The sequence below is a fragment of the Ruegeria sp. HKCCE3926 genome (assembly GCF_017872515.1).
GTDB lineage: Bacteria > Pseudomonadota > Alphaproteobacteria > Rhodobacterales > Rhodobacteraceae > Ruegeria.
Map to the genome: position 1 here is coordinate 294,753 of NZ_JAEDOU010000001.1, position 24,278 is coordinate 319,030.

At 58.8% G+C, this 24,278-nt stretch carries 23 protein-coding genes; 14 read left to right on the forward strand and 9 right to left on the reverse strand.

Translation table 11 applies throughout. The features are described from left to right. Nucleotides 1–10: 10 nt before the first annotated feature. The 3 genes from I9184_RS01520 to I9184_RS01530 all read right to left on the reverse strand — a co-directional run bounded on the left by I9184_RS01520 (nucleotide 11) and on the right by I9184_RS01530 (nucleotide 3,465). Nucleotides 11–868: a bile acid:sodium symporter family protein gene (locus I9184_RS01520; protein ID WP_209832454.1), complete on the reverse strand. Its 858-nt coding sequence runs from the start codon at nucleotides 866–868 to the stop codon at nucleotides 11–13. A gap of 73 nt (nucleotides 869–941) precedes the next feature. Next, nucleotides 942–1,676 carry a glutamine amidotransferase gene (locus I9184_RS01525; RefSeq protein ID WP_171722871.1) on the reverse strand — a complete coding sequence of 245 codons (735 nt, stop codon included), beginning with the start codon at nucleotides 1,674–1,676 and terminating at the stop codon, nucleotides 942–944. Nucleotides 1,677–1,692: 16 nt separating this feature from the next. Further along, entirely contained in the window at nucleotides 1,693–3,465 is a 1,773-nt protein-coding gene (locus tag I9184_RS01530) for an SLC13 family permease (RefSeq protein WP_209832456.1), read from the reverse strand. 110 nt (nucleotides 3,466–3,575) lie between these two features. Here I9184_RS01530 and I9184_RS01535 point away from each other — a divergent pair, with 110 nt between their 5' ends. Both I9184_RS01535 and I9184_RS01540 read left to right on the forward strand, forming a co-directional pair. Then, nucleotides 3,576–4,316 carry a YebC/PmpR family DNA-binding transcriptional regulator gene (locus I9184_RS01535; RefSeq protein WP_152458737.1) on the forward strand — a complete coding sequence of 247 codons (741 nt, stop codon included), beginning with the start codon at nucleotides 3,576–3,578 and terminating at the stop codon, nucleotides 4,314–4,316. Between the two features lie 149 nt (nucleotides 4,317–4,465). Next, nucleotides 4,466–5,743: a permease gene (locus tag I9184_RS01540; RefSeq protein WP_171630859.1), complete on the forward strand. Its 1,278-nt coding sequence runs from the start codon at nucleotides 4,466–4,468 to the stop codon at nucleotides 5,741–5,743. 11 nt (nucleotides 5,744–5,754) lie between these two features. Here the strand turns inward: I9184_RS01540 and I9184_RS01545 are convergent, their stop codons facing one another. Together I9184_RS01545 and I9184_RS01550 are read right to left on the reverse strand one after the other, a co-directional pair. Next, entirely contained in the window at nucleotides 5,755–6,444 is a 690-nt protein-coding gene (locus I9184_RS01545) for a nitroreductase family protein (RefSeq protein WP_171722874.1), read from the reverse strand. Between the two features lie 26 nt (nucleotides 6,445–6,470). Further along, complete coding sequence (locus I9184_RS01550) at nucleotides 6,471–7,364, reverse strand: LysR family transcriptional regulator ArgP (protein ID WP_209832458.1); 894 nt, start codon at nucleotides 7,362–7,364, stop codon at nucleotides 6,471–6,473. Between the two features lie 87 nt (nucleotides 7,365–7,451). Here I9184_RS01550 and I9184_RS01555 point away from each other — a divergent pair, with 87 nt between their 5' ends. The 7 genes from I9184_RS01555 (at nucleotide 7,452) to I9184_RS01585 (ending at nucleotide 13,937) form a co-directional block, all read left to right on the forward strand. Then, nucleotides 7,452–8,051, forward strand: coding sequence for a LysE/ArgO family amino acid transporter (locus I9184_RS01555; protein WP_171114801.1), 600 nt, complete (start codon nucleotides 7,452–7,454; stop codon nucleotides 8,049–8,051). Nucleotides 8,052–8,091: 40 nt separating this feature from the next. Next, on the forward strand, nucleotides 8,092–9,000 hold the full coding sequence (locus I9184_RS01560) for a DMT family transporter (RefSeq protein ID WP_171633757.1): 909 nt from the start codon (nucleotides 8,092–8,094) through the stop codon (nucleotides 8,998–9,000). An 87-nt stretch (nucleotides 9,001–9,087) separates the two neighbouring features. After that, nucleotides 9,088–9,660, forward strand: a complete 573-nt coding sequence (betI, locus tag I9184_RS01565) for a transcriptional regulator BetI (protein ID WP_171630867.1) — start codon at nucleotides 9,088–9,090, stop codon at nucleotides 9,658–9,660. Further along, nucleotides 9,657–11,165, forward strand: a complete 1,509-nt coding sequence (betC, locus tag I9184_RS01570; protein ID WP_209832461.1) for a choline-sulfatase — start codon at nucleotides 9,657–9,659, stop codon at nucleotides 11,163–11,165. Before betI ends, betC begins: the two co-directional genes overlap by 4 nt. Nucleotides 11,166–11,235: 70 nt before the next feature. Then, nucleotides 11,236–12,894 carry a choline dehydrogenase gene (betA, locus tag I9184_RS01575; protein ID WP_171722877.1) on the forward strand — a complete coding sequence of 553 codons (1,659 nt, stop codon included), beginning with the start codon at nucleotides 11,236–11,238 and terminating at the stop codon, nucleotides 12,892–12,894. A 55-nt stretch (nucleotides 12,895–12,949) separates the two neighbouring features. After that, complete coding sequence (locus tag I9184_RS01580; protein ID WP_209832463.1) at nucleotides 12,950–13,597, forward strand: thermonuclease family protein; 648 nt, start codon at nucleotides 12,950–12,952, stop codon at nucleotides 13,595–13,597. Nucleotides 13,598–13,697: 100 nt separating this feature from the next. Further along, a complete protein-coding gene (locus I9184_RS01585; RefSeq protein ID WP_152458727.1) occupies nucleotides 13,698–13,937 on the forward strand; it encodes a YdcH family protein in 240 nt (79 codons plus the stop codon). A gap of 81 nt (nucleotides 13,938–14,018) precedes the next feature. Here the strand turns inward: I9184_RS01585 and I9184_RS01590 are convergent, their stop codons facing one another. After that, entirely contained in the window at nucleotides 14,019–15,419 is a 1,401-nt protein-coding gene (locus I9184_RS01590) for a helix-turn-helix transcriptional regulator (RefSeq protein WP_152458726.1), read from the reverse strand. Between the two features lie 63 nt (nucleotides 15,420–15,482). Further along, entirely contained in the window at nucleotides 15,483–16,688 is a 1,206-nt protein-coding gene (locus I9184_RS01595) for a multidrug effflux MFS transporter (RefSeq protein WP_171722879.1), read from the reverse strand. A 183-nt stretch (nucleotides 16,689–16,871) separates the two neighbouring features. Between I9184_RS01595 and I9184_RS01600 the strand changes: the two genes are divergently transcribed. The 3 genes from I9184_RS01600 (at nucleotide 16,872) to I9184_RS01610 (ending at nucleotide 19,486) form a co-directional block, all read left to right on the forward strand. Next, nucleotides 16,872–18,404, forward strand: a complete 1,533-nt coding sequence (locus I9184_RS01600) for an acyl-CoA carboxylase subunit beta (RefSeq protein WP_171630880.1) — start codon at nucleotides 16,872–16,874, stop codon at nucleotides 18,402–18,404. A 109-nt stretch (nucleotides 18,405–18,513) separates the two neighbouring features. Continuing rightward, entirely contained in the window at nucleotides 18,514–18,999 is a 486-nt protein-coding gene (locus I9184_RS01605; RefSeq protein ID WP_209832465.1) for a DUF6497 family protein, read from the forward strand. Nucleotides 19,000–19,132: 133 nt separating this feature from the next. After that, entirely contained in the window at nucleotides 19,133–19,486 is a 354-nt protein-coding gene (locus I9184_RS01610) for a hypothetical protein (RefSeq protein WP_152458722.1), read from the forward strand. A gap of 86 nt (nucleotides 19,487–19,572) precedes the next feature. Here I9184_RS01610 and I9184_RS01615 read toward each other — a convergent pair whose 3' ends face one another. Then, on the reverse strand, nucleotides 19,573–20,724 hold the full coding sequence (locus I9184_RS01615) for a DcaP family trimeric outer membrane transporter (RefSeq protein WP_171630886.1): 1,152 nt from the start codon (nucleotides 20,722–20,724) through the stop codon (nucleotides 19,573–19,575). A gap of 650 nt (nucleotides 20,725–21,374) precedes the next feature. On the opposite strand from I9184_RS01615, the gene I9184_RS01620 reads away from it, so the two are divergent. Both I9184_RS01620 and I9184_RS01625 read left to right on the forward strand, forming a co-directional pair. Continuing rightward, complete coding sequence (locus I9184_RS01620) at nucleotides 21,375–21,578, forward strand: hypothetical protein (RefSeq protein WP_152458720.1); 204 nt, start codon at nucleotides 21,375–21,377, stop codon at nucleotides 21,576–21,578. 116 nt (nucleotides 21,579–21,694) lie between these two features. Continuing rightward, nucleotides 21,695–23,743, forward strand: coding sequence for an acetyl/propionyl/methylcrotonyl-CoA carboxylase subunit alpha (locus tag I9184_RS01625; protein WP_171630888.1), 2,049 nt, complete (start codon nucleotides 21,695–21,697; stop codon nucleotides 23,741–23,743). A 76-nt stretch (nucleotides 23,744–23,819) separates the two neighbouring features. Here I9184_RS01625 and I9184_RS01630 read toward each other — a convergent pair whose 3' ends face one another. Next, the gene (locus tag I9184_RS01630) at nucleotides 23,820–24,266 is read right to left on the reverse strand and encodes a DUF4174 domain-containing protein (RefSeq protein ID WP_171362466.1); all 447 of its coding nucleotides are present in this window, start codon (nucleotides 24,264–24,266) and stop codon (nucleotides 23,820–23,822) included. Between the last annotated feature and the right edge of the window lie 12 nt (nucleotides 24,267–24,278).

Below are 24,278 nucleotides of genomic sequence, written 5' to 3' on the forward strand. Positions count from 1 at the left end.
AACGGTCCTTTCAGCGCCTGCGGAACCAGACAAGAAACGGCAGAACCACGGCGTACATCGTAATGCCATAAACTGCCGAGGGCAGGGCCAGCGGGCTGAACCCGCTTTCGGTATTCGTGATCAGCGCCGCCAGTGTAATGCCCAGCGTGGAGTTTTGAATTCCGGTTTCGATCGAGATCGTCTTGCACTCATTCCAGGACAGGTTTGATATCCGCGCCAGCCCGAGCCCGATGAACAGCAGGGCGATATTCAAAGAAATCAAACCTGCGCCCATGATGCCAAGATTGTCGACGAACAATTGCCAGTTCCCGGCCAGTGCTGCGGCAACGATCAGCACGAACAAAACGGTCGCGAGCGTCGACAATCCCGGCTCTACGTGGTTTGCAAACCCTGTTGCAAAGTTGCGAATTCCGACCCCGATGGCCACGGGCAGCGTTGTTATCAGAAACAATGCAACAGCCAGACCGGTGATCGAAACCTCGGGGGCTTCGTCGCCCATGAAGTGCCTGATCGACCACGCGGCCAGTATTGGCACGGTCACCATCGACAAAAGGCTGATCACGGCGGTCAGGCTGACCGAAAGCGCGACATCGGCTTTGGCGAGCTTGGAGAGGATGTTGCTGGTTACGCCGCCCGGGCAAAAACTGAGCAGCATGAAACCAACCGCGATCTCGGGGGGCAATGCAAAGATTTTGACCGTCACAAAGGCCGCGACTGGCAAGAGAACAATCTGGCTTGCCGCCCCGATGGCAAAGGCGCGTCGTCGGCTCAGGACACGACGGAAGTCTGCCACCTCCAGCCCGATGCCCAGAGACAACATGATAATGGCAAGCGACACCGGCAAGCCGACATTCAAAAGCAAATCCAAGGACAACTCCTCCCAAAGTTGCGTCAGATCAGCCTATGCGAGGGGGCAAGGCGCAGGCAACCGCGCCGTTGGGTCATTCGTATCGCCGAACGAACCGGCGCAGGATCTCGCCCGGCTGCGTGACATCGGCCGAATGGCAGTGGTCGATTAGTTTTTGCGCGTCTTCAGGCGGGAAATAGCCGTGGTTCTTGTAGATATTGATGCGCTGTTCAAAATCCCTGGCGTCGGCTTCTGGGTGGAACTGCGTGGCGTATACGTTCTGCCCCCAACGGATCATCTGGAACGGGCAGGGGTCTGACGCGACAAGGTGCACGCATCCCTCTGGCAGAGCCTGAACCGCTTCCTTGTGGCCAACGAAAGCGTCGAAGGTGGGTTCCAACCCGGCGGTCAACGGATCCTGCCGCCCCTCCGGGGTCAGGTGGCACGTGGATGGTCCGACGGGTTCGCCATACCGGGCCTTGCTGACGTCGCCGTCCAGGTAAGCCGCCAGAATGCCAAGGCCATAGCAGCAGCCCATGAATGGGTGATCCTGTGCGATGATCTGCGGCATCAATCCCATGATCGCAGCCTCGATCCGGGCATCCAGCGGGGATTTGGTCGCCGGGTCGTCACTGACGCATCCCGGTCCGCCGCCTACGATGACACCGGCATACTCCGTGACATCCAACCCTTCTGGCAGGTCGTCGCAATCCAAACGGATGCGATGCGTCTGTTCAGGAGACAACCCGCTCCGGTTCAGGATCGAGGCATATTCGGCGTCGGACGCATCTGTTTCGGGGCGCAGTTGCAGGATCAAAAAGGGTTTCATGCGCAGCCTTTACCGGTCACAGCGGCCAGAATACAAGAATGGCGGGAACAGAAACGGCTATGATCAGCACTTCCAGCGGCAATCCCATGCGCCAGTAATCTCCGAACCGATAGCCGCCGGGCCCCAGAACCAGTGTGTTGTTCTTGTGCCCGATGGGGGTCAGGAATGCAGCCGAGGCCGCAACGGCCACGGTCATCAGGAACGGGTCGGGTGACACCTCGAGCGTGCGTGCCATCTGTATCCCGACCGGCGCGGCGACAATGGCGGTGGCGGTGTTGTTCAACACGTCCGACAGAGTCATCGTGACAACCATCAATACGGTCAGAATGGCCCAGGCGGGCAGACCATCGGTCAGCTGGATCAGGGCGTTTGCGATCAGCTCGGTGCCGCCCGAGGTCTCCAAAGCACTGCCCAGAGGGATCATAGACCCCAGCAGTACGACCACCGGCCATTCGATGTGATTGTAAATGTCGGTGATCGGCATGATCTTGGTCAATACATAGGCAATCACGACCAGCCCCAAAGCAATGGGCAGATAGATCAACCCTACACTTGCGGCCAAAACAGCGGCGGCAAACAGACCGATGGCCAACCCTGCCTTGTCGTTTGCAGTAACGTTCAGCCCGCGTCCGGCAAGGGGCAGGCAACCCAGCCATTCCGTAACATCCGCAGCGCGGTCGCGGGGGCAGAGCAGCAGTAGGATATCGCCCGGTTCCACCTCGGTCTTGCGGACCTGTTGGGTGATCCTGCGCCCCTGGCGTGAGATGCCCATCAGAACGGTGCTTTGCCGCCAGGCCAGCCCAAGCCCTTGTGCCGTGCGACCTGTGATGCGCGCGCTTTCCGGCACGACGACTTCGATCACTTCCAGCCCGTCACCCTCAGCCGTCAGCAATTCCTGCCGGCGCGTGTCCGAAAAGTCGAGATTGAGCGCCGCGCGAAACTCGTCCAGCGCTTCGGGTCGGGCTTCCAGAACCAGCGCGTCACCTTCTTGTAAAACAGCGTGCGCCGACCGGCCATAACGACGCTTGCCATCCCGGATTAATCCGATGATGGCCACGTCCGATTTCTCGGCCACCTCATAAAGCTCGCTGACCCGTTTGCCGATATGGGCGGATTCCGGGGGAACGGTCAGCTCGGCGATGTACTCGGCCAAGGTTTCCGATGTCTCGGCCTGCGGTCCGCGATTGGGGATCAGGCGCCAGCCTACCAGTGCGACAAAGGCAAGACCGGCGATCGCGGCCAGCCCACCGACCGGGGCAAAATCGAACATGTGAAACGGCTCGCCCAGTGTTTCGGCCCGGATCGACGCGATGATGATGTTCGGAGGTGTGCCGATCAGCGTCGCCATCCCCCCCAGAATAGTGGCAAAGCTCAGCGGCATCAGCGACAGGCCCACTGATCGTCCGGCCTTGCGTGCGGTCTGAATGTCCACGGGCATCAGCAGCGCCAGCGCCGCTACGTTGTTCATGAAGGCCGACAGAACCGCACCGATCCCACCCATCAGGGCGATATGCGCGCCCAGACCCCGCGAGGCATCCACCAGCGTGCGGGTGATCAGGAACACTGCTCCGGACCGGACCAAACCGGCAGAAACCACCAAAACCAGCGCCACGATGATGGTGGCCGGGTGTCCGAACCCGGCAAAGGCTTCATCCACCGGCACGACGCCCAGCACGACGCCGATCATCAGCGCGGCAAAGGCCACAAGGTCGTATCGAAACCGGCCCCACAGCAGCATTCCGAAGACGGTGATGAAAAGCGCAAAAAGAATGATCTGGTCTGTCGTCATGCCGTCACCATACTAGTCGGTGAAGCCGTCGCAAGCCGCTCTCTTGATCCTGCCCCCTGCAAACGTCTATATGAGCGCCGAACACGCAATCACGATGACGAGGACGCATTATGGCAGGCCACTCAAAATGGGCCAACATCCAGCACCGCAAGGGGCGTCAGGACGCCGCGCGGTCCAAACTGTTTTCCAAACTGTCGAAAGAGATCACCGTTGCCGCCAAGATGGGCGACCCCGATCCCGACAAGAACCCGCGCTTGCGTCTGGCCGTGAAAGAGGCCAAGTCGAACTCGGTTCCCAAGGATGTGATTGACCGCGCGATCAAAAAGTCCACCGCCGGTGAAGGCGACGATTACGAAGAAATCCGCTACGAGGGCTATGGCCCCAACGGCGTGGCCGTGATTGTTGAAACCATGACGGACAACCGCAACCGCACTGCGTCGACCGTGCGTTCGACCTTTTCCAAGAACGGCGGCAATCTGGGCGAGACGGGCTCGGTCGGGTTTATGTTTGAACGCAAGGGCGAAGTGATTTACCCGGCAACGGCGGGTGACGCAGACACCATTTTCGAAGCCGCCATCGAGGCCGGCGCGGAAGATGTCGAAAGTTCAGAGGATGGCCACATCATCTGGTGTGCGGATACGGATCTGAACGACGTTTCGAACGCGTTGGAAGCCGCGCTGGGTGAATCGGAATCCACCAAATTGGTCTGGAAGCCGACCACCACGACCGAGCTGGGTCTGGAAGACATGCAAAAGCTGATGAAGCTGGTGGACGCGCTGGAAGACGATGACGACGTGCAGCGTGTCACGACCAATTTCGAAGCCTCGGATGAGGTGATGGCACAGCTCTGAGTTGTTGCGGATCTTGACGGCGAAACCCGGCTCAACGGCCGGGTTTTTTCGTTTTCGGACAGTTTTGAAGAGTTGTTGGCTGAACCCTTCGAAACGCATAGGCTGGAAAAACCCGGAATTTCCGGGACAACACCACCGAAAGATCCGCGATGGATGCGACTGCTGAAAAGGCCAAGCGAAACGTGCCGGTTCTTGCTGGGCAGAGCATCGTGTCTCAGGTTGCGTGGACTCTGGGCAGCCCATCGGTGGTTTTGCCGTTTCTGGCCGTGTCATTCGAATTGCCGATGTTCGTGGCGGGCGCGCTGGTTTCGGTGCGAATGATTGGCAGCATGATTTCCGATTTCTTTCTGGCGCAATCCGTCGCGGCGAAATCGCAAAAGAAACGCGCCATTGCCCTGACCGAAGCGATCATCGGATCCTGTCTGGTTTTGGCGATGGTGGCCGCCGCGACCGGGATCGTTCCGTTGATCGCAGTGGTGTTCGTGGCGGTATTTTTCGTGATCGGTCTTGTGGACGAGGTTCAGAACCTGATGTTCACCGATCTGCTGGGCGATCATGTCCACTCGCGTTCGCGAATGGTCCTGCATTACCTGCAACTTGGGGGCGGAGGCTTGTGTGCCATCGGTCTTGCCATGCTGGTGCATCAGATCACCAAGGAAAACCCACCTTTTTCCCGCCACTCAACCATGATCGGTGTATCGGTTGCGTTCTTCATGCTGTCAGGGCTTTTGATGCTGGCCATGACAGAGAATGCCCGCTCGGCGGAGTCGGCAAACAAGACCGGACCCACAGCAAAGCTGTCGTTCAAGGCCAATGCCCGGGGTATTCTGGGCATGTTCGAATACTCGTGGTTTCGGCGTTACATGGTCATGCGAATGCTCTTGGTGGCTGTTTCGCTCTCTGTCCCGTTCTTCGCGCTGATCGCGGCCGAGGCGCATCACAGCTCGGCCAAGGGACTGACCGCGATGATTGTTTCATCTGCTTCGGGCTATCTTGTGTCCGGGCCTTTGTGGCAGGTCGTGAACATGAAGTCTCATCGTGCCGTCATGGTGGTCGGGACACTGATGGTGGCCGCAACCGGTGGCGTTCTTCTGGCATTTCACGACTTGGGTATCGATCACGATGTGCATCTGCACGCGATCGCGCTGTTTGTCGTCACCGTTGCGGTGACCGGGATCAGCAGCGCGCGCAAGCTCTATTTCCTGGACGTCGCGCCCAAGGAACAGCGCGTTCAGGGATCAGCCGCGATCAAGTCTTTTACCCGTTTGTTGGCGGTGCTGCTTTCGGCGGCTCTGGCCGCGGTCGCCCATATGCACGAGGTTGCATTGGCCGTCGGGTTCATAGTCGCGGCCAGCCTGGTGGCCTGCGTGACATGCTATCTGACGATGTCGCCGGGCCGAAAGGACGCCTCTGGCACACAGGGCTGATGCGGCTCCGCCTAGAAAAAGGAAGAAATCTCGTCCAGGGGCTTTTTCAGCTTTGCAACGGACGGCACGGTCGCGGTTTCCGAGGGATGTCCAACTGCGATGATCATTGTCGGTTTCTCTGAAGCGGGCCGACCCAGCGCATCGGTCAGAAATCGCATCGGGTTCGGGGTATGTGTCAATGTGCTGAGACCGGCGTGATGCAACGCCGCCAGCAGAAAGCCGGTGGCAATGTTCACACTTTCTGGCACATAGTAATTCTTGTACCGCGTCCCGTCTTCGAATTGCCCCCAGCGTTGGGCAAAGACCACGATCAGCCACGGGGCGATGGTCAGATGTTCCTTGACTGCGTTTGTCCCGATGGGTTCCAGAGCCTTGATCCATTCATCGCCCGCCGCTCCCGCGTAAAAGCGACGCTCTTCTTCCTCGGCTTCCTCGCGGATGCGCAGTTTCAGCTTGGGGTCCGAGATGGCAGCAAAATGCCAGGGCTGGTGGTTTGCACCTGACGGGGCCGTTCCCGCGGTGCGCAGGCAGGTTTCGATCACGTCACGAGCCACCGGGCGCGTGGAGAAGTCCCGAACGGTATGACGTCGCCGCATCTTTTCAAAAAAAGCCACTGCCGCGTCCTGCATGTCCGCATCACTGATCTCGCATCGGTCGGGCAGGGGAATGGGGTCATAACTGAGGGCGTCGCGCGAGAACATTGGTTCCTCCAATCGAATGAGTCTGACTATTTGCCTTGTGACGGTAGTAAAACCCGTTGCGCAGCATGCTGGACTGCCTGTGTAAGGGGTTTGAGCGCCGGGGCAAGAACCCGCCCGACCTGCCAGCTGAGCGCGATGTCCAGTGGCGCATCTGGAACGATCGGGCTCAGAAGTCCGCGCGCCATGGCGTCTTGCACAAGGGCTGCGGGGTTCATGCCCCAGCCAATTCCGGCGACTGCGGCATCAACGAACCCTTGCGAAGATGGCAGGAAGTGGAAAGGCGGTGACAGATGTTTGCCGGTGTGATGTGCGATCCACGCTTTTTGCAGACCGTCCTTCCTGTTGAAGACAAGGCAAGGCGCTTTGCTGAGGGTTTCCTCGGTCACGCCGTTCTTGAACCAGGTGTTGACAAATTCCGGGCTGGCGGTGGGCAGATACCTCAACACGCCCAGCTCAATCGCGTCGCAACCGCTCACGGTTTGTCCGCCGACAGTGACGGCGGCGCTGACCTCGCCGCGCCTCAGCCAGTCTGCAGAATGATCCTGATCGTCGATCACAAGGTCGAACAGCAGGTCGGGCACCCGCGCCATCGCGTCAATGAACCAGGTGGCCAGAATGTCGGCGGGTACCGCAACGCGAACCCTTGCGGACCCGGGTTCTTGTACCAGAGCCAACTCCCGTGCCAGCTGCGCCTCGAGCAGACCGACATCTTCAGCGTAACGTGCGATGCGCTGCCCGGCTGGCGTTCCGGTGCAAGGGGTTCCCCGATGGATGAGCGAGGCGCCCACGCGATCCTCCAGCGCTTTTATCCGCTGGGATATCGCCGAAGGGGTTACAGCCAGTTCCGCCGCCGCCGCATCAAAGCTGCCATGGCGCAGAATGGCTGACAAAGCGGCCAATTGGTGAGGGTCCAGCAGCATTAGCAAAACTTAACTGAGGGCAACATCTTTAATTTGATAGATCGTATCGCGGCCATTAGTCAACGCAATGGCAACGCAGGAGATACCATGCCTACATCCGTGATCGCCGGTTTCGCGCTGGGTTTCAGCCTGATCCTCGCCATCGGGGCGCAGAACGCCTTTATTCTGAGGCAGGGCCTGCGGCGCGAGCATGTGTTTTTTCTGTGCCTGACCTGCGCGGTGTCTGATGCCATCCTGATCGGAGCAGGCGTAGCAGGTTTTGGCACACTGGCACAGGCCGCACCCTGGTTCGAAACCGTGATGCGATACGGTGGGGCGGCATTCCTGACCTGGTATGGCTTGCGCAGTCTTCGGTCGTCCTGGCTGGGTGGTTCGGTGATGGAAATCGGCAATGGCAAGCGAACCAGCCTCAAGGCTGCGCTGCTGACGGTTTTCGCGTTCACCTGGCTGAATCCGCATGTATATCTGGATACGGTCGTGCTGATCGGCTCGATCTCGGCCCAATATGACGACCGGCTTGGTTTCGCCCTCGGCGCGATGACATCCAGCTTTGTATTCTTCTTTTCGCTTGGCTATGGGGCAAGCATCCTGTCGCCTGTTTTTGCGCGCCCCAGGGCGTGGCAGGTGCTGGACGCAGGGATTGGCGTGGTCATGTTGGGTATCGCGCTGAAACTTGTTACCATGTGAAGGGTTGTTCCCGGCCGGGTTTCGGTGTTCAACCTTGAACATGACTTCATCCACCGTATCGTCCCGTCCGCTTGCCGGCATGTTCTGGATGTTCGCCGCCGGCTTGTCCTTTGTTGTGATGACCGCGCTGGTGAAGTCGCTGGGCACATCGATGAATTCCATCCAGGCCGCCTTTCTGCGATATGTGCTGGGGTTGGTGTTTCTGTTGCCGGCCATGCGGTCGATCATGGCGACGCATCTGACCCCCCGCCTGCTGACGCTGTTCGGTCTGCGAGGCGTCGTGCATGCGGTTGCGGTCATGCTCTGGTTCTTTGCGATGACACAGATCCCACTGGCCGAAGTTACAGCCATGAATTACATGACTCCGGTTTACGTCACACTGGGGGCGGCCCTGTTTTTGGGCGAAAAGCTGGCCTTTCGCCGGATTGCTGCGATTTTGGTCGCTCTGGTTGGCGTCCTGATCATCCTGCGGCCCGGGTTTCGCGAAGTGTCATCAGGCCATCTGGCCATGCTGGGAACGGCCCTGACCCTTGGGGGGTCGTATTTATTGGCCAAGATTCTGGTGCGAGACGTACCGCCTGCCGTCGTTGTGGCACATCTATCGATCTGGGTGACCATTGCCTTGATACCCTTTGCGATCGCCGTTTGGACGCAGCCAAGCCTGCGGGATATCGGGGTTCTTTTTCTGGTGGCCAGCTTTGCGACCGCCGGGCACTATTTCATGACCCTGGCGCTTCAGGCGGCGCCAGTGGCCGTCACGCAGCCGGTGACGTTTCTTCAGCTGATATGGGCCACGATCCTGGGCGCCGCGGTTTTCCATGAAAGCGTTGACGTGTGGGTTGTCGCGGGCGGCACGCTGATCCTTGCCGCCGTGAGCTTTATATCGTGGCGCGAATTCATGTTGAACCGCAAGGACTTGACGCCTCCGAGTATTGCGCCGAAGCTGTAACGACATCGCTTTCTGATTTTTCATTAATTGACGAGTCAATAAAAACCCCCTAGCGTGGTCCCGTGACGCCTGCTCAAGGGGAGAACGATGCCAAAAGTCGGAATGGAGCCAATCCGCCGGGATGCGATTGTTCGCGCGACAATCGCTGAGCTGGGCGTGAAGAAATCCCTTGATGTAACCGTCAGTCAGATTGCCAAACGTGCGGGCATGTCCAGCGCGCTTGCGCATCACTATTTCGGCGGCAAGGATCAGATCTTTCTGGCCGCCATGCGCCGGATCCTGTCGGACTTCGGCGAAGAAGCAAGGGGCGAGCTGAAAGCGGCTACGCCGGACCAAAGGGCGCAGGCGATCGTCAGGGCGTGTTTTGCGCCTTCTTGTTTCACACCCGATGTGATCGCGGCATGGATGACCTTCTATGTGCTGGCTCAGACAAATGATGATGCCCTGCGCCTGTGGCAGATCTATCAGGCCCGCATCAAATCCAATCTGACCCACGCCCTGCGGCACAAGTTGGCTGACCCGCAGGAGGCGGCCGAGAACATGGTTGCCCTGATTGACGGTCTGTACATCCGCGCCGCACTCAGCGCCCCTGAAGAACCGCAACTGGCCGTGAACCACGCGATGCGTGTGCTCAACACTCTGCTCGAGGCTGAAAAATGACAAAACCGAACATTCTGATCCTGATGGTGGATCAGCTCAACGGGACTCTCTTTCCAGACGGTCCCGCTGATTGGCTTCACGCTCCGAACCTGAAGAAACTGGCGGAACGGTCAACCCGATTTGCCAACGCTTACACGGCGTCGCCCTTGTGCGCGCCCGGGCGGGCCAGCTTCATGTCCGGTCAATTGCCGTCGCGAACCGGCGTCTATGACAACGCGGCCGAGTTTCGCAGCGATATCCCCACATACGCGCATCACCTGCGCCGCGCGGGCTATTACACCTGCCTGTCGGGCAAGATGCATTTCGTCGGTCCTGATCAGCTGCACGGGTTCGAAGACCGCCTGACCACCGACATCTACCCAGCCGATTTCGGCTGGACCCCGGATTACCGCAAGCCGGGTGAACGCATCGACTGGTGGTATCACAACATGGGGTCCGTTACCGGCGCGGGCGTTGCCGAGATTTCCAACCAGATGGAATATGACGACGAGGTCGCCTATAACGCCAAGGCCAAGCTTTATGATCTGGCACGCGGCAAGGATGACCGCCCGTGGTGCGTGACCGTCAGCTTCACGCACCCTCATGACCCGTATGTTGCCCGCCGCAAATACTGGGACCTTTACGAAGATTGCGCACATCTGCTGCCCGAGGTCGCCGATCTGGGTTATGACAATCAGGACCCCCACGCCAAGCGCATCTTCGATGCCAATGACTGGCGCAGTTTCGACATTACCCAAGAAGATATCCGCAAGTCGCGCCGCGCCTATTTCGCCAATATTTCCTATTTGGACGACAAGATAGGCGAAATCCTCGAAGTGCTGGAAACCACCCGGCAAGAGGCGATCATCCTTTTCGTTTCGGATCACGGGGACATGTTGGGTGAACGCGGGCTGTGGTTCAAGATGAACTTCTACGAAGGTTCGGCGCGAGTGCCGCTTATGATCGCGTCGCCTGATCTGCCCGCCGGCCGGATTGATGCTCCGGTGTCAACAATTGACGTAACGCCGACCCTAGGGGCGCTGGCCGGCGTAGACATGGCCGAGATTGCCCCCTGGACCGATGGCGAAAACCTCGTGCCGTTGGCACTGGGCGAAGAACGAACCACACCGGTAGCCATGGAATACGCGGCCGAGGCATCCTACGCGCCGCTGGTCTCGTTGCGATATGGCAAGTGGAAATACAACCGCTGTGCGCTGGACCCTGATCAGTTGTTTGATCTTGAGGCCGACCCGCACGAACTGAACAATCTGGCAGACAGCCCCGAACACGCAGGTACGCTGCAAACACTGCGTGCCAAATCCGAGGCCCGTTGGGATCTGGATCGCTTCGACGCCGAAGTCCGTGCCAGCCAGGCGCGGCGTTGGGTTGTGTACGAAGCGCTGCGGCAGGGCGGATACTACCCGTGGGACTATCAGCCGCTGCAAAAAGCGTCGGAACGCTACATGCGCAATCACATGGATCTGAACATCGTCGAGGAAAACGCCCGGTTCCCACGCGGCGAATAACCTCTTCATCTTTTCGAAAATACTCCCGCCGGAGGCATCCAACCTTCTCGGCGGGGCAGGAGTTGTGGAAATGGAAGCAGATTTTGTCATCGTCGGCGCAGGGTCCGCAGGCTGCGCAATGGCATATCGTCTGAGCGAGGCCGGGGCCTCGGTTCTGGTGATCGAACACGGCGGCACCGATATGGGGCCGTTCATTCAGATGCCGGCGGCGCTGAGCTATCCGATGAACATGTCGCGCTATGACTGGGGCTATCAGTCCGAGCCCGAGCCGCACCTGAACAACCGCCGCCTGGCCTGTCCGCGCGGCAAGGTGATCGGCGGGTCGTCCTCGATCAATGGCATGGTCTATGTTCGCGGCCACGCGCGCGATTTCGATACCTGGGCCGAAATGGGGGCTGACGGTTGGTCTTACGCGGATGTTTTGCCTTATTACAAACGGATGGAAACCTGGCACGACGGCGGCCACGGGGGCGATCCGGCATGGCGCGGCACTGACGGTCCGCTGCACGTGTCGCGCGGCCCGCGCGAGAACCCGTTGTTTCAGGCCTTTGTGGATGCCGGTCAGCAGGCCGGTTACGAAGTCACGGGCGACTACAACGGTGAAAAGCAGGAAGGCTTTGGCCCGATGGAGCAGACCGTCTGGAAAGGGCGGCGCTGGTCTGCGGCGAATGCCTATCTGAAACCCGCGCTCAAGCGCGACAATTGCGATATCGTGCGCGGTCTTGCGTCTCGGGTTGTCATGGAAAACGGCCGCGCCACAGGGGTCGAACTGATCCGTGGCGGCAGGAAAGAGGTCATCAAGGCCCGGCGCGAAGTTGTTCTGGCGGCATCGTCGATCAATTCGCCCAAGCTGCTGATGTTGTCCGGTATCGGCCCAGCGGCGCATCTGGCCGAGCATGGGATCGACGTCGTGGCGGATCGCCCGGGGGTTGGTGCTAACCTACAGGACCATCTTGAGCTGTATATCCAACAGGCGTCGCTGCAACCGATCACGCTCTACAAGCACTGGAACCTGTTCAGCAAGGGCCTGATCGGGGCGCAATGGCTGTTTACCAAAACGGGACTGGGCGCATCGAACCAGTTCGAAAGCGCTGCGTTCATCCGGTCGAAGCCGGGCGTGGAATACCCCGACATTCAATACCACTTCCTGCCGATAGCGGTGCGCTATGATGGGCAGGCCGCTGCCGAGGGGCACGGGTTCCAGGCGCATGTCGGCCCGATGCGGTCCCCGTCACGCGGGGCGGTCACATTGCGCTCTGCCCAAGCCGCAGATGCGCCGGTGATCAAGTTCAACTACATGAGCCATGAAAAGGATTGGGAGGATTTCCGCACCTGTATCCGGCTGACCCGCGAAATCTTTGGGCAAGCCGCCTTCAAGCCCTTTGCGGGCAAGGAAATTCAGCCCGGTTCCGCTGTCAAAACGGATGAAGAGCTGAACGCCTTTATCGCGGAGCATGCGGAAAGCGCCTATCACCCCTGCGGTACGTGTCGGATGGGGCGCGCGGATGACAAGAATGCGGTAGTCGACCCCCAAGGCCGTGTCATCGGCGTGGACGGGTTGCGCGTTGCGGACAGTTCAATCTTTCCGCAGATCACCAACGGCAACCTCAATGCGCCGTCTATCATGGTGGGTGAAAAAGTGTCGGATTCGCTATTGGGCAAAGATCCGTTGCCGAAGGCCAATGATCGTCCGTGGATTCACCCCAACTGGGCAACCGCTCAACGTTAACCTTTCCAAACGGCCCCCGGTTGAATGCGCGTGAAATACCGCGCATATCGGGGGCATGTTAAAGATTTGTTTAACCTTTGTTCTTCTGCTGCCAGGTCTGACCCATGCCGCAGAGCACCTTGCGGGTCGGGTTCACGTAATCGATGCGGACACCTGGAATGTCGGTGGTGTTCGGGTGCGGCTGCACGGTATCGATGCGCCCGAACTGGATCAGACCTGTCAGGATTCCGACGGATCAAGCTGGCCGTGCGGGGCGTGGGCCACTCATATGGTTCAGAAGCAGTTTCAGGGACGGATGACCACATGTGTCCCGGTGGATCGGGATCGCTACGGTCGCATCGTTGCTCGGTGCAGCGTGGAGCGCGAAGACGTCGCCACCCAGATTGTAGAGCAGGGCTTGGCCTTTGCGTACCGCAAGTATTCGGACACGTATGCAGGCGCCGAGCGGGTTGCGAAGACTGGAAGCAGGGGATTGCACAAAACTCAGATTCAGGTGCCTTGGGTGCACAGGGCGCGCAAGAAACCGAAATCCTCTGATGTATGCATTATTAAAGGAAATGTTTCGTCAAAGGGCGAAAGGATCTTTCACGAACCGGGCCAGAGGTACTATTCCAAGACCCGGATCAGCGCAGCCAAGGGCGAGCGATGGTTTTGCTCTGCTGCCGAAGCACGTGCAGCGGGTTGGCGTGCTGCGCGACGCTGAATTCTGAATTTTTACTGTATGAAATTGATCCGCGTCAAAGTGGGCGGCGCGTCACGCTTCTACCACTGATATGCAACGACATATTAAGGAGCGAACAGACATGTCCCACACCCCGCATGAACTGGCCGAAGAGTTTCCGGACAAGGTTGAACTGATGAGCCAGCTCAAGCAAACGGACGCGCATTTTGCCCGTCTGGCTGATGAGTATCACGAGGTCAATCGCGTTGTGCATCGGGCTGAAACCAACGTCGAACCCATGGAAGACCTGGCCGAAGTTGATTTGCGCAAGAAGCGGGCAGCGCTGAAAGACGAAATCTGGGCGATTTTGTCCAAGGCCTGAACATTATGGCCGGGGGATACTGTCCCTGTCCTTTCCCGGCCCCGGTCGGGGCTCCCCCGGTTAATTTCTGGCCATACGAACTCAGGTGACTTCGTATGGCAGGGTGCCGCGCGTATGGGTGTCGATGCTGAGCCGACGTTCCAGCGGCGGGACCGAGCGCTGATGGCAGTTTTGCCGCTCGCAGATGCGGCAGGAAATGCCGATGGGCTCGTAAGCGCTGGCGTTGTTTATGTCGAGGTTGTCGGCATACACGAGCGCCGGGGCGTGGCGTACCTCGCACCCCAGCGCAATTGCGTACCGCCTGACCGGTGCGCCGAATGAACCACCTGATTTCGACACATCCCGAGCCAGCGAGATATAACGCACACCATCCGGCGTTTCTGCCAGTTGCCGAAGGAAATGGCCCGGCGTTTCAAAGGCCCGATGCACGTTCCAAAGGGGGCATGCGCCACCAAACCGTGCAAATTGCAGACGCGTGGCCGAGTGCCGTTTCGTGATTGTTCCGGCCTGATCCACGCGGACAAAAAAGAACGGGATACCTTTTGCACCGGGGCGTTGCAGCGTCGACAGTCTATGCGCAACCTGCTCAATCGATGCGCCGAACCGGTTGCTGAGCAGCTCCAGATCGTGGCGCTCTTCCTGAGCGGCGGTCAGGAATGCGGAGTAGGGCATCAAGGAAGCGCCGGCGAAATAATTGGCGAGGCCGATCTTGGCGATGGACCGCGCCTCTTCGCTTTGGAACTTGGCAAAATCCAGTGTCGCTTCCAGCAGCTTGTCCTGACTGATCAATGCGACCTGCAACAGCAGTTGAAAAACTTGCGTTTGCGGAGTCGAGCGGGAGGAAAGGCGCAGGATTTTGCTTTCAGCGTCATAGGTGCGCAAAGGGGCGATGTCAGAGAACATCACTTGAATGCCGCGCTCAGTCAGGCTGTTCAAAGCCGCCTGCCGGATACTGCCCGGGTTTTCCGCGCGATTGGCGAACAGCTCTGCCGCCCGGTCCACGGCGTCGATATAGTTGTCGCAATAGTGGAAGAAGTCCCGCACCTCTTCCCAAGGGCTGGCCTGCATTCGGGCGTCTTCCCGCCCCAAAGCTTCGTCCAGTGACGCGAGGCGTTCATGCGTTTGCCGGTAGGTTTTGTGCAGCTCGATAAATGCGCGGGCCAATGCCGGGGCGTTTGATGCCGTCAGGCGTAAATCGGCAAGTGGCGGCAGAATATCCGCAAAAACCGGGTCGGCCAAAGCTTCGCGCATGTCCGACACCAGTCGCTCGCTGTCGCCGGTGCTGAGCTCGGTGACATCCATGCCGAATTCTTGTGCCAGAGCCAACACAACCGTGGTCGAGATCGGCCGGTTGTTGTTCTCCATCTGGTTCAGATATGGGAGTGAAACACCCAGTTTCGCCGCGAATTCGCGTTGTGTCAGGGCCAGTCGCGTGCGCATTTCACGCAGTTTCGCGCCGGCATAGAGCTTTTGGGTGGCCATGAGGTACCTTTGCAAATTTTCTATTTTGGAAGACTAACTTTGCAAAGTTTTCGGGGCAAGTGGTCACAGCCCCAATTGCCGTTCTCGCCGAATGACGGATCCAATTGCGAAAATCGCCAGAACTGCGGAGGTGAGCATCAGCCAGAGCAACGGCATGGCTCCGGTTTCCCGGGTCAGCAGGGTGCCTGCCAGCGCGCTCAGGCCCGCGCCGCCCCCCAGCATGATTGCGCCGCTCAGCCCCGAGGCGGTTGCGGCCAGATGCGGACGAACAGACAATGCGCCGGAAGTGGCATTGGGAATGGCCATGCCGTTTCCGACGCCCACAAAGGTCATCAAGCTGAAAAAGCTGAGTGCGGTGCCCAGACCTGTGAGGAACAAGGATGCTGAAAGCGCGACACCCAAAGCGTTCAGCAGGCTGCCCCACAGCACCATCCGGTTGATGCCAATCTGCATGGAAAAACGACCGCTCAGAAAGTTGCCAACAAAATAACCGACTGCCGGTGCACCAAAATAAATGCCGACCTGTGCCGCGCTTAGTCCGAACAGCTCGGTTCCAATAAAGGGCGCGCCACCGAGATAGGCAAAGAAGGTGCCCGAAGACAACGCGCAGGACAGTGAATAGCCCCAGAACCGTGGCGAGGTCAGAAGTTCAGGGTATTCCTTGAACTGCTGAACAAGGGTCTTGCCGCTTTTGGCTGACGTTTCGCCAAAATCCGCGAAGGTCAAGGCAAGCGTCAATCCACCCAGGGCGAAAGGCAGCCAGAAATTCGCTTTCCAGCCAAAGCTTTCCTCCAGCAGCCCGCCGATCGCCGGGCCGATCATCGGGACCACGGCCATACCCATTGTCACATATCCGATCATCGATGCCGCCTGATCCTGATCGTACATATCCCTTACCGCGGCTCGGCTGAGAACCATGCCGACAACCACGACCGCCTGGCACATTCTGAACGCCAGAAAGATTTCAACGTTGGGGGCATAGATGCATCCAAGCGTGGCCAGCAGGAACAAGCCGATCCCCCACAGCAGAACTGGCCTGCGACCTGCCTTGTCGGCGAGCGGCCCAATCAGGATTTGCAGAACGGCATTGACCAGAAGATACAGCGCGATCGACAGCTGCATGACCTTGTAATCGGCGCCAAAATACGCGGCCATGTTCGGCAGGCTCGGCAGAAACAGGTTCATGCTCAGCGCAGACAAGCCCGCGAGCAATACCAGTGTCGCCAATGTGGGTGGTGTGCGGCGAACCGCGCGAGAGCTGAACTGCATGGTTCACATGTATAGTCATGGAATTTGGGATTGCCAGCAATCCAGCGATCTCAATAAGAGACTTTGCAAGTTTACAGTTATCCAGATTGTTGTTGCTGAATATTTGCAAATTTGCCGAAAAGGGCTTTGGATGAGAGGCGCAAAGGGGTAGGGTCCCGGCAAATTTTACAGGGGATAATCGTCATGAAAGACATCCTTTCCGAGTTGGAAAACCGCCGCAACGACGCACGACTGGGCGGCGGGCAGAGGCGGATTGATGCCCAGCATGCGCGCGGAAAACTGACGGCGCGAGAGCGGATCGAGTTGTTGCTGGATGAGGGCAGCTTTGAAGAATTCGACATGTTCGTCAGTCATCGATGCACCGAATTCGGAATGGAAAAACAAAAACCTGCAGGTGATGGCGTTGTCACCGGCTGGGGTACCATCAACGGCCGCATGGTCTATGTGTTCAGCCAGGACTTTACGGTCTTTGGTGGGTCGCTGTCCGAGACGCATGCCCAGAAGATCTGCAAGATCATGGATATGGCGGTGCAAAACGGAGCACCAATTGTCGGAATCAACGATTCGGGCGGTGCGCGAATCCAAGAAGGCGTGGCTTCGCTGGCCGGGTATGCCGAAGTGTTTCAGCGCAACATCACGGCCTCGGGGGTGGTTCCGCAGATCAGCGTGATCATGGGCCCATGCGCCGGCGGTGCGGTTTACAGCCCCGCGATGACTGACTTCATTTTTATGGTCAAAGACTCGTCTTACATGTTCGTGACGGGCCCCGACGTGGTCAAAACGGTTACCAACGAGGTTGTAACGGCTGAAGAACTGGGTGGCGCCTCGACCCACACCAAGAAGTCCTCGGTCGCCGACGCCGCGTTCGAAAACGATGTGGAAGCATTGGCAGAAGTGCGCCGTCTGGTGGATTTCCTGCCGCTCAACAACCGCGAAAAACCTCCGGTGCGCCCGTTCTTTGATGACCCTCACCGGATCGAGGATTCGCTGGACACTCTGGTTCCGGACAATCCGAACACGCCCTACGACATGAAGGAACTCATCACCAAAATAGCCGATGAAGGCGATTTCTACGAAATTCAGGAAGATTTCGCCAAGAACATCATCACCGGCTTTATCCGGCTGGAAGGTCAGACCGTAGGTGTGGTGGCGAACCAGCCGATGGTTTTGGCGGGATGTCTGGATATCGACAGTTCGCGCAAGGCGGCGCGGTTCGTGCGGTTCTGCGACTGTTTCGAAATTCCGATCCTGACGCTTGTCGATGTGCCGGGCTTTCTGCCGGGCACACAGCAGGAATATAGCGGCGTGATCAAGCACGGCGCAAAGCTGCTTTATGCATATGGCGAGGCGACCGTGCCCAAGGTCACGGTGATCACGCGCAAGGCGTATGGCGGTGCCTATGTGGTTATGGCGTCCAAACACCTGCGCGGCGATTTCAACTATGCCTGGCCGACAGCCGAAATCGCGGTGATGGGTGCCAAGGGTGCAACCGAGATCATTCACCGGGCAGATCTGCATGATGCGGAAAAGACCGCACAGCATGTCGCCGATTATGAAGATCGGTTTGCAAACCCCTTTGTCGCCGCCGAACGCGGGTTCGTCGACGAGGTCATCATGCCGCATTCGACCCGCCGGCGCGTGTCCAGAGCCTTTGCCAGTTTGCGCGGCAAACAGCTTAAGAACCCATGGAAAAAGCACGACAATATTCCGCTTTGACCCATTCGGGGCGGCGTTGTCCGCCCCGGTTGTTGGCACCGGTAGTCCGATTCTGAGCAGGAAATGCTCAAAATTGCGGCGGAATTGACAAAAAGCGACAAATAGTTGAATGATCCGACCCGTCAGACATAGAACCGCGCAGGCCAAAAGCACTGCGCGCGCGATCCCGGAAGGAGGAGCCTGCCTTCGGTGGGTCCGGGATCGTGCCATATGTCTGGTATTGTGCGCGCTCGGCGCTCCTGTTTTTGCCCAGACAGACAGTTCGTTGCCGGTACCGTCCGGTCAGCCCGTGCATCTGAGCGATGTCCTGCTGGACAACAACCCCGGTGAGCTTTGGGTGCGCTTTCGATTTGTCGCCCCGAAGATCGGAGCATCAGTGGGACGGATCGGCTATGATGTGGCGTCCAGGGATATGGAGCATCTGTGCCAGGTTCTTGCCGTTCCTTATGTGGCTCTGCACGAATTGCAGCCATCCAGAGTTGTCATTTCCCTGTCTGATCGCCCGGTGGAATTCGGCGACACCGCTCCGGACGCGACACAGTATTTTGAAGCCTACCGGCTGGAGCAGTCCCGTTGTATCTGGGAAGGGCTTTGACCATGAACTCACGCTGTCATGACGTCAAAGCTTCTCAGACCAACGGTGCGGCTTTGGAGGTGCGCAACATGATCCCATCCAAGTTCGGGTTCGAACTATTTTTGACTGCAAAACAAAGCTGTGGAGTGTCGCCATGCTGAAACATCGCGGGTTTCCAGGGCGTCTTTCAGGCACCGATTTTCAGTTCACTATTCGCCGCGCCAATCCCAAGGGTGTGACGCCGCTGACGCGGCGGGAACGGTTCCGGGATCGCAAACCGGCGGACAAACGTGCCGATGCCGCCTTCATGGAGGCCCTTTGGGCGCATTTCGGCGATCAGCCGTTCGAGAGGGGCAACCTGGATGCCGGACGTCTCAGCTGGCTTTTTGGGCGCGAAGTCATCCCGGCGGAAGATCCTTTTGATCCGGCCAGCTATGACGCGATGCTGGTGATCGATGTGGACGCCGCCCGTGCGTCCTTTCCCGACGTAATCGACGGGACAGGCTGATCGTGATCCAGGCCGCCGCATATCAGCCCTTCAAAACCGGTTTCGGGATGACCCTGCCCGAAACCGGGCAGGATCCGTGTGCGGCGTCAGAAGTTCAACTGAGCGGCCAGCTGAACGCGGCTTCCGTCAAAGGTTCTGCCGGTCGGCGCGTCGTTCCGTTCGCCATAGATGTACTCGGCGCTGAGTGTCAGATCCTCGGTTGCCTTGTAAAATGCGTTGACGTGGATCGTTTCCAGCTCGGTAAACGACAGGGTTCCGGTCGAGGTCGGCAGGTCATAGTCTTCTTTGCCGTATGCAATGCCAACATTCCATTTCGGGCTCAGATCCTGCCGGAATTCGATGGTGTATCCATCCACGTCATTGGCCTGGCCGTTCACGATGGGATCACCAAGGCCGATCAGGTACGGGCCGAGTGCCTCGCCGTTCACATAGTTGACCTGGAACAGACCGCCCTGCCATGGGCGAACCGAGCCGGAAATCGTGAACCCGGTCTGATCAACTTCGACATTGCCGGATTCCGCCTTGCCATAAAGGCCGGACACACGTGCGACATAAGTCCCGTCATTGTATTCGGCGGATGCGGTCAAAACCGGATCGTCCGAGTTCGAACCGCCGACATTCTCTTCGATCGAAACGGCGAAGGACGTGTTCGTTCCGAAAGAGTTGGTATAGCGAACCTGCGGAACCCGTGCGAAAGGGATACCAACGGGGCCGTTGAATTCCACCGAGGTCGGGTAGGTGTCCAGCGGCATGAAGTTGGTCCAGGTCTGTCCGATCAGCCAGTTGTCACCGATGGTGATATTGGCGTGGCGTATACGCAATTCGGCCGTTCCGCCGGAACCGAACAGATCCAGTTCCAATTGTCCGCCGATATCGCCGATACCGCTTGGGGTGGTGGTGCGCAGACCGATCCGCGATTGGCGGACGGTGGCACCAAATGTACCATCGGTCGCGGCCGACGGTTCCCCGATGACATTCACGAACGCCGTGTCGCCCTGATCGAACTCGAAATCGTAGAAGAAGTCGGCCTTTACATAGCCATAAACGTCCAGAACGGTGTTACCGATGCGGAAGTCACCGTTGGCAGGGCTGGCACTGGCGGATTCCAGCGCCTCGACCCGGGCGCGCAAGGCGTCAAGTTCGGCTTGGGTTTGGGCATCCTGAGCAAAGGCAAGCGTGCTGGTCACACAAAGCGCAGAGGCAGCAAGCAGGAGTGCCTTTTTTCTAGTCTTCGTCATGTGGGTGTTCCTTTGAGTGCGAGTGTGCACAAGGACCGTTTCACGAGGTGCAAACCTTGGGAAATCACGAGAATGGGAAGTGAAGGCTTTGATTTTTCAAGTAAATGTGTGTTTTTTACTGCGCTGAAACACGACGTCTTGAGCCGCTTGGATAACGCATTGGCGCAAGGCGGTTCTGTATGTCCAACGCTGACCGAGAGTCGTGATGCTGCAACCGCGAAACGCGCGGGAAGCGGCTTGATCTGTCACGAAACTGTGACGGTAAAGCGGCCTCAAACGCCCGAGCAGTATCGAACCGGAATAGGCGCGAAGTTGCGCGGCATTTCCGGGTGTGGGCAGATTCCAGCCGAAATCCCGATTGGAAACAATACTGTGTTTGCCGGCAATATTGTGCTGTGCAAACTGGATGAGCCGTGCGGCTCTACTTTGCCTGCGCCGCACATGCACCTACTATTCCGTACCCCTTCCTTGCGCGGGCAGGCTTGTGTTCCCCACATAGTCCTGTCCGCGTTTTTCTTTTTGCCTGTCACGGACAAAAAGAGGCAAAATCCCGCACAAAAATCGCCGGCGCGTCCGTTGATATTGAATAACAGGGTGTGTTTCGCGCATCTGACCCGAAAAGGACCAAGAAACCAAAAAGGGCAGATACTATGCGATTCTCACGCTTCATCCTTGTTGCGACGACCTGCGCGGGTCTGGCCGCCTGCGGAGACACCACGGGCGAACAGGCAATCCTCGGCGGCGGTGCCGGGGCAGTGGGGGCGGCCGTCCTCAACGCGGACCCGTTGTTTGGCGCAGCAGTCGGCGCGGCGGGCAACGTGCTGTACTGCAAGACACAGAACACCTGTAACTAACGCATATTTTGCGGGGCGCATGTCGTCCCGCCCGTCATCGCGCATCACGCCGTCGTGGGGATTGTTCCCTGCGGCGGCGTTTTGCGTTTCCAGAACACCAAGCCAAAGGACGTTCCATGTTCAATAAGATCCTGATCGCCAACCGGGGCGAGATCGCCTGCCGGGTTATCAAGACCGCCCGCAAGATGGGTATCGGCACCGTCGCCATTTTCTCGGACGCGGACAAGAACGCGCTGCATGTGTCGATGGCGGACGAAGCCATCCATATCGGCCCGCCACCTGCAAACCAGTCCTATATCGTTATCGACAAGGTGATGGACGCCATCCGCCAGAGCGGCGCGCAGGCGGTCCATCCCGGTTATGGTTTCCTGTCCGAAAACGCCAAGTTTGCCGAGGCGCTGGAAGCCGAAGGTGTGGTTTTCGTCGGTCCTCCGAAAGGCGCGATCGAGGCGATGGGCGACAAGATCACCTCGAAGAAAATCGCGCAGGACGCGAATGTGTCGACGGTTCCCGGATATATGGGGCTGATCGAAGACGCGGAAGAGGCGGTCAAAATCTCGAACGAGATCGGCTATCCTGTCATGATCAAGGCCAGCGCCGGCGGCGGCGGCAAGGGCATGCGGATCGCGTGGAATGACGACGAGGCGCGCGAGGGCTTTCAGTCGTCAAAGAACGAAGCCGCAAGCTCGTTCGGGGATGATCGGATCTTCATCGAGAAATTCGTGACCCAACCGCGTCACATCGAAATTCAGGTTCTGTGCGACAGTCATGGAAACGGCATCTACCTTGGCGAGCGCGAATGCTCGATCCAGCGCCGGAACCAGAAAGTCGTGGAAGAGGCGCCGTCGCCGTTTCTGGACGAAGCGACGCGCAAAGCCATGGGGGAACAGGCGGTGGCCCTGGCCAAGGCCGTGGGCTATTCCAGCGCGGGAACGGTAGAGTTCATCGTTGACGGTGAAAAGAACTTCTATTTCCTGGAAATGAACACGCGTTTGCAGGTTGAACACCCTGTCACCGAACTGATCACCGGCGTTGATCTGGTCGAACAGATGATCCGCGTAGCAGCGGGTGAAAAGCTGTCGATCACGCAGGACGACGTGACACTGACCGGATGGGCGATCGAAAACCGCCTGTACGCCGAGGATCCGTATCGCGGTTTCCTGCCCTCGATTGGCCGTCTGACCCGGTATCGTCCGCCGCAGGAGACGGCAGCCGGGCCGATGCTGGCCAACGGCAAATGGCAGGGGGATGCGCCCGAAGGCGATGTTGCTGTTCGAAATGACACCGGCGTCTATGAGGGCGGTGAGATCAGCATGTATTACGACCCGATGATTGCCAAACTGTGTACCTGGGCTCCGACCCGTGATCAGGCGATCGAGGCGATGCGCGTGGCGCTGGACAGTTTCGAGGTTGAAGGCATTGGCCACAACCTGCCGTTCCTGTCCGCCGTGATGGATCATCCGAAATTCATCAGCGGCGATATGACCACGGCCTTTATCGCCGAGGAATACCCCGACGGGTTCGAAGGCGTCGAACTTGCCGAGGCAGACCTGCGCCGGATTGCGGCGTCCTGCGCGGCCATGCATCGCGTCGCAGAAATTCGCCGGACCCGCGTGTCGGGCCGAATGGACAATCACGAACGCAAGGTCGGCACCGATTGGGTTGTCTCCTTCGGGCGCGAGATCCAGTGGCCCGTCAAGGTTAACGCGGATCAGGACGGGGCCACGATCAGGTTTGACGACGGTCAGGAAATGCGGGTGACGGGTGATTGGACACCGGGTGATCAACTTGCCGTCATGACGGTCGATGAAGCGCCGCTGGTCATGAAGGTGGGCAAGATCTCGGGCGGGTTCCGCATCCGTAACCGCGGCGCGGATCTCAAGGTGCAGATACGCACCCCGCGTCAGGCCGAACTGGCGCGGCTGATGCCTGAAAAACTGCCGCCGGACACTTCGAAAATGCTGCTGTGCCCGATGCCCGGCCTGGTCGTGAAGATCGACGTCGAAGTGGGGCAGGAGGTGCAGGAAGGTCAAGCGCTGTGCACCATCGAGGCGATGAAGATGGAAAACATCCTGCGCGCCGAGAAGAAGGGCATCGTTGCCAAGATCAATGCAGGCCCCGGCGACAGTCTCGCCGTGGACGAAGTGATCATCGAGTTCGAGTGATCATGACCGCGCTTTTGCCATACCCGTCAAAGCCTCCGGCATTCTGTGCCGGGGTCTTTCGGGGTGGCGAAAGCGGTCAGCCGCCTTCGCGCCGATCGCGGATTTCGCGTTCGCGCAAGGGGGTCTTGTCGATGGATCGGCCAATCTCGCGCACGCTCCACGGAGAAGGTTTGCGCAGTTTGACCACGCCGTCCTTGTCGACGAATACCATCTGGAACCCGCGCGGGCGCAGCTGTGACCGGATCGGAGACCGCGCCGATGGGTCGGTGTCGGTCAGAACCACCACGTCACGCTCACGCATTGCGGCTTCGCCCTCGACCAGCATGTCGATCTGTTGCTGGAACCGCGGGTCCGCCGGCGTGTCGGCAAAGACTACGATAGGTCGGTTGACCCAAAGAAACTCGCTGAGTTCGCTGTCACCCACCGGGCGGACAAAACTGTCATCCGTCGTCGCCGTGCCATCCGCCGCCCAGACAGACATCGGGATTAGTGCCAAGAAAACAAAGGCAAGCGTGCGTGTCATGTGGCCTCCTGT

Excerpts from the sequence above, each read along its gene's own strand:
- I9184_RS01525 (WP_171722871.1), bottom strand. The coding sequence starts at position 1,676 with ATGAAACCCTTTTTGATCCTGCAACTGCGCCCCGAAACAGATGCGTCC.
- I9184_RS01530 (WP_209832456.1), bottom strand. The coding sequence starts at position 3,465 with ATGACGACAGACCAGATCATTCTTTTTGCGCTTTTCATCACCGTCTTC.
- I9184_RS01535 (WP_152458737.1), top strand. The coding sequence starts at position 3,576 with ATGGCAGGCCACTCAAAATGGGCCAACATCCAGCACCGCAAGGGGCGT.
- I9184_RS01540 (WP_171630859.1), top strand. The coding sequence starts at position 4,466 with ATGGATGCGACTGCTGAAAAGGCCAAGCGAAACGTGCCGGTTCTTGCT.
- I9184_RS01545 (WP_171722874.1), bottom strand. The coding sequence starts at position 6,444 with ATGTTCTCGCGCGACGCCCTCAGTTATGACCCCATTCCCCTGCCCGAC.
- I9184_RS01550 (WP_209832458.1), bottom strand. The coding sequence starts at position 7,364 with ATGCTGCTGGACCCTCACCAATTGGCCGCTTTGTCAGCCATTCTGCGC.
- I9184_RS01555 (WP_171114801.1), top strand. The coding sequence starts at position 7,452 with ATGCCTACATCCGTGATCGCCGGTTTCGCGCTGGGTTTCAGCCTGATC.
- I9184_RS01560 (WP_171633757.1), top strand. The coding sequence starts at position 8,092 with ATGACTTCATCCACCGTATCGTCCCGTCCGCTTGCCGGCATGTTCTGG.
- betI (WP_171630867.1), top strand. The coding sequence starts at position 9,088 with ATGCCAAAAGTCGGAATGGAGCCAATCCGCCGGGATGCGATTGTTCGC.
- betC (WP_209832461.1), top strand. The coding sequence starts at position 9,657 with ATGACAAAACCGAACATTCTGATCCTGATGGTGGATCAGCTCAACGGG.
- betA (WP_171722877.1), top strand. The coding sequence starts at position 11,236 with ATGGAAGCAGATTTTGTCATCGTCGGCGCAGGGTCCGCAGGCTGCGCA.
- I9184_RS01580 (WP_209832463.1), top strand. The coding sequence starts at position 12,950 with ATGTTAAAGATTTGTTTAACCTTTGTTCTTCTGCTGCCAGGTCTGACC.
- I9184_RS01585 (WP_152458727.1), top strand. The coding sequence starts at position 13,698 with ATGTCCCACACCCCGCATGAACTGGCCGAAGAGTTTCCGGACAAGGTT.
- I9184_RS01590 (WP_152458726.1), bottom strand. The coding sequence starts at position 15,419 with ATGGCCACCCAAAAGCTCTATGCCGGCGCGAAACTGCGTGAAATGCGC.
- I9184_RS01595 (WP_171722879.1), bottom strand. The coding sequence starts at position 16,688 with ATGCAGTTCAGCTCTCGCGCGGTTCGCCGCACACCACCCACATTGGCG.
- I9184_RS01600 (WP_171630880.1), top strand. The coding sequence starts at position 16,872 with ATGAAAGACATCCTTTCCGAGTTGGAAAACCGCCGCAACGACGCACGA.
- I9184_RS01605 (WP_209832465.1), top strand. The coding sequence starts at position 18,514 with ATGATCCGACCCGTCAGACATAGAACCGCGCAGGCCAAAAGCACTGCG.
- I9184_RS01610 (WP_152458722.1), top strand. The coding sequence starts at position 19,133 with ATGCTGAAACATCGCGGGTTTCCAGGGCGTCTTTCAGGCACCGATTTT.
- I9184_RS01615 (WP_171630886.1), bottom strand. The coding sequence starts at position 20,724 with ATGACGAAGACTAGAAAAAAGGCACTCCTGCTTGCTGCCTCTGCGCTT.
- I9184_RS01620 (WP_152458720.1), top strand. The coding sequence starts at position 21,375 with ATGCGATTCTCACGCTTCATCCTTGTTGCGACGACCTGCGCGGGTCTG.
- I9184_RS01625 (WP_171630888.1), top strand. The coding sequence starts at position 21,695 with ATGTTCAATAAGATCCTGATCGCCAACCGGGGCGAGATCGCCTGCCGG.
- I9184_RS01630 (WP_171362466.1), bottom strand. The coding sequence starts at position 24,266 with ATGACACGCACGCTTGCCTTTGTTTTCTTGGCACTAATCCCGATGTCT.